Source organism: Streptomyces sp. PA03-1a, assembly GCF_033792805.1.
Classification (GTDB): Bacteria; Actinomycetota; Actinomycetes; order Streptomycetales; family Streptomycetaceae; genus Actinacidiphila.
In genome coordinates, this window is the sequence record NZ_JARAVO010000227.1 from 1 (window position 1) to 4,077 (window position 4,077).

The following is a 4,077-nucleotide window of genomic DNA, read 5'->3' on the forward strand; positions in this document are numbered from 1 at the left end:
GTCGGGGTCGGGGTCGGGGGCCGAGAGGACGACGTGCGCGTTCGTACCGCCGAAGCCGAAGGCCGAGACGCCGGCCCGGCGGGGACCGCCGCCCGCGGGCTCGGGCCAGGCCACCGCCTCACGGACGACCCGGTCGGCGACGGTCCCCGGCAGGGGCTGCCCGACGCCGATGGTGGGCGGGATCATGCCGTGCGACAGGCTGAGGACGACCTTGATGAGGCTGGTCATGCCGGCCACGGTCAGCAGGTGGCCGATGTTGGACTTGACCGACCCCAGCAGCGGTCCGCGGCCGAAGAACGCCTCGACCCCGCCGAGTTCGGTGCTGTCGCCGAGCGGCGTCCCGGTGGCGTGGCACTCCAGGTACTGGACGGCCGAGGGGTCCACGCCCGCCTCGCGGTAGGCGAGTTCGTACGCGGCGAGCTGCCCGGCGGCGTTCGGCACCAGCATGTGCTTGCCGGGGCCGTCGTTGGTGAGGGCGAGCGCGTCGACGACCGCGTACACCCGGTCGCCGTCGCGCCGGGCGTCGGCCAGGCGCTTCACGGCGACCATGGCGGCGCCCTGGCCGGTGACGATGCCCCGGGAACGGGCGTCGAAGGGCTGGCTGAAGCCGTCCGGCGGATAGGCCCGCAGGTCGGAGAAGGACAGGTGGATGACGGTCGGGTCGGGGGCGCAGACCCCGCCCGCCAGCATCAGGTCGGCGCGGCCCGTCTCCAGGTGGGCGCAGGCCAGCTTCAGCGCGTACAGCGCTGAGGAGCAGGCGGCGTCCAGGGTGAAGCGGGGCCCGTCGAGGCCGAGCGCCGCGGCCACCACCTGGGCGGGCATCCCGCCCGCCCACAGGTTGTGGGCGGCGGCGGTGCCCGCCGGGCCGGCGGCCCCGGCGGGGTCGCCGCCGGGTGCCGCCGCCGGGAGACCGGCGTCCGCCAGTCCCCGGGCCACCGCCGAGTCCCACAACTCTCCGGCGACCCTGCCGGAGGCCGGGGTGGGGAACGGGTAGTTCCCGAACACCACCCCGGTCCTCCGTCCGCTCCGGCCGGCCGCGGCGCCGGGGGGAGAGCCCGCGTCGGCCAGAGCGTCCCCGGCCACCCGGAGCGCCCAGTGGAACGAGCGGTCCAGGCCGGCCAGGTAGTCGGACGGGAGCAGGTATCCGCTCGGGTCGAAGGCCGTCGCGTCCTCCTCCGTGAGGAACCCGCCCCGGGTGCAGTAGATGCGGTGCCGGTCGTCGGGGTCGGTCTCGCGGACCCGTGGGTCCTGCCCGAAGATCCGGCTGTCCCCGTCGGTGCGCGAGTCCACGCCGCCGGTCAGGTTCCGCCAGTAGTCGTCGGGTGTCCCTGCCCCGGGGAAGAGGCAGGCCAGGCCGACGATCGCGTACGTGCCCATGGTGGGTCAGCCTCCGAGTGTCCGAGTCGGTCCGGTCGGGTCGGCGGTCGTCAGACCGGGACGGCGGCGGTCGCGCCGGACCGCCCGGAGGGCCCGAACTTGCCCTCCAGTTCCGGGTCCTCGACCAACGCCACCCCGTCGAGCACCTGCAAGACCCGGCCCTCGCGGTCGAGCGCGGTGATCGAGCAGGTCACCCCGGTCGTGGCCGGCCGGACGTCCTCCACCGCGATCAGGAAGTCCTCGTCGGCGGGCAGGGGGGCGAAGAGCCGGATCCGGGAGACCTCCATCGGCAGGCTGGCCCGGCCGCGGAACAGCCGGACCCACACCAGCCCGGCCTGCAGCAGCAGGTCGGCCAGGACGGGGCTGTGCCGCAGGCCGTGGTAGGCGCCGTGCGCCGGGACGGGGTCGCCGAGACGAGCGCCGAGCAGCAGCCGGTGCTCGTCCGAGGCGAGGATCCGGCGCAGCCCGCGCAGCGACGGGCCGTGGAAGAGCGTGCCGTCGCGGTAGAGGTAGCCGGCGTCGGTGCCGCTCGCCGCACGGGCCGCCTCGGCGAGGTCCGCGCGGTCCGCGGGACGCGGGCCGGGTCCGTCCGTGCCGACGGTGCCGCCGTACGCCGGGCGGCTGCGCCCGGCGGTGTCGACGGCGGAGGCCAGCACGTCCAGGGTGCCGGGGCCGGCGTTCCGGCCGGGCTCCACGAACAGCCGCAGCCGCTCGGGGACCTCGCCCTCGGCGCCGTCCAGGACGACCCCCTTGAAGACCTTGAACCCGCTCACCTCGGTGACCGTCCCATCGGTCGCCGTCTCGACGGCGTTGAGCAGGGCGCCCACGGCGGCGGTGGCGGGCAGCACCCGCCTGCCGCCGATCGCGTGGTCGGCCAGCACCGTCTCGGCGGCCAGCCGGTCGAGCCCACGGTCCACCAGCAGCGACACCGGCGCGCCGGACCCGGTGGCGGGCGGCGCCGACAGCGGCTTCAGCGGGCCCGCCACGATGACCGTGTCGTGGCCGCGCTCCGCCGTGAACTGCTCGGCGAAGATGCCCGCCCCGGTCGCGACCGGGACCAGCTCCACCCCGCGCGAGGCGAACATCCGGCGCAGGTCGTCGGTGACCATCCCGCCGTCCCAGGCACCCCAGTTGACCGAGGTCACCCGGGCCGACGGCAGCTCCCGCTTGAGCCGTACGGCGAGCCGGTTCAGCGCCTCGTTGGCCACGGCGTAGTCGGACTGGCCGCGGTTGCCGAAGAACCCGGCGACCGAGGAGAAGAACACCAGGTGCCGCAGGGCGGCGGTGCCGCGCAGCGCGTCCAGGACGTTGCCCAAGCCGACGATCTTTGTGCCGAGGACGCGGTGGACCTCCTCCGCCGTCTTGTCCACGATCAGCCGGTCGGCCAGCACCCCCGCGCCGTGCACGACCCCGGTGACCCGGGGCGCGTACGGGGCCAGGGCGGTCCTCACCGCGGCGGCGTCGGTGATGTCGACGGCGACGTACTGCACGCTCCCGCCGTACGCCCTCAGCCGACGCAGGTTCTCCGAGATCTCCCGGCTGCCCGTCAGCTCCCGGTAGACCGCCTCCACCCCGCGCGGGGTCGGCTTCTCGCCGCCGGCGGCGATCCGCCGGGCGATCGCGCCCTTCAGCGCGGTGCCCTCCAGCCCGGCGGCCCACTCGGGCTCCGGGGCGGCCTCGCTGCGGCCGAGCAGCAGCAGCCCCGCCGGGCGGGCCGCCACCAGCGCCCGCAGGCAGTCCGCCGTGATGCCGCGCGCTCCGCCGGTCACCACGAGCAGGTCGTCCGCGCCGATCTCCGGCACGGCCACCGCGGGCCCGGCCGGTGCCTGCGCCGACGGCACGACGGTGCGACGGCCCTGCGCGTCGTGCCCGACGTCGGCGAGGTCGCCGGCCAGGTCCTTGATCTCACCCAGGAAGCGGGCCGCGATTGTGTGGTCGTCCAGGCCGGGCGCGAAGTCCACGGTGCGGGTGAACAGTTCCGGCGCCTCGATGGCGAGGGTCTTCACCAGTCCGCTCACACCGCCCAGCAGCGCCGGGCCGGACGCACCACCGCGGTAGCCGTTCGCCCCGTCCAGCTGCGTGACCGCCACGAACGCCGCGCGCGTGCCCCCGGCCGCCGCGGCCTTCAGCGCGGGCTGCGTCTGCCGGGCCACGAGCACGGTGTGCGCCAGCCGCCGCGCGGCATCGGCCCACTCTTCCCCGGCCGCGGCCGCCACCTGGACGACGAGGTCGAGCCTGCCCGCCGTCACGACGCGGGCCAGTTCGTCGGCCTCCCACGTCCGCAGCGACCGTACGGCGTCCGCCTCGGCCGCGGTCGCCACCCCGTCGGGCAGCCCCACGACCTCCACCCGCCAGCCGTCCGCGCGCAGCGCGGCCACCACCGGCCGGGTCAGCGTCGACCCGTCGTCCACCACGAGCGCGGTCCGCTGCTCGGCGTACGCCCCCACGACCGCGTACGGCGCGGGCAGTTCGCGTAATGAAGCGAACGTCCGCCCGATCCCGGGCGCGGCCGGGTACGTCACCGTCAACGGCGCCTCCGCACGGGTCGCGGGGACGGGCGCGGGCCCGGAGGTGGGAGCGGAGGCACCGGCGAGGAACCCCGCGATGTCGTCCAACGTCCGCAGCTCACCCAGCCGCTCCGGATCGATGTCCCCCGACACCGGGAAACGCTCCTGCAGCGCCCCCATGATCTGCACCCGC

At 76.1% G+C, this 4,077-nt stretch carries 2 protein-coding genes; both read right to left on the minus strand.

Annotation, left to right across the window (positions count from 1 at the left end; translation table 11 throughout):
- On the minus strand, positions 1-1,377 hold a 1,377-nt coding region (locus PV341_RS35995; RefSeq protein ID WP_500360017.1), incomplete at its 3' end, for a beta-ketoacyl [acyl carrier protein] synthase domain-containing protein.
- A gap of 50 nt (positions 1,378-1,427) precedes the next feature.
- The coding region (locus PV341_RS36000; RefSeq protein WP_500360018.1) for an SDR family NAD(P)-dependent oxidoreductase at positions 1,428-4,077 on the minus strand (2,650 nt) is incomplete at its 5' end.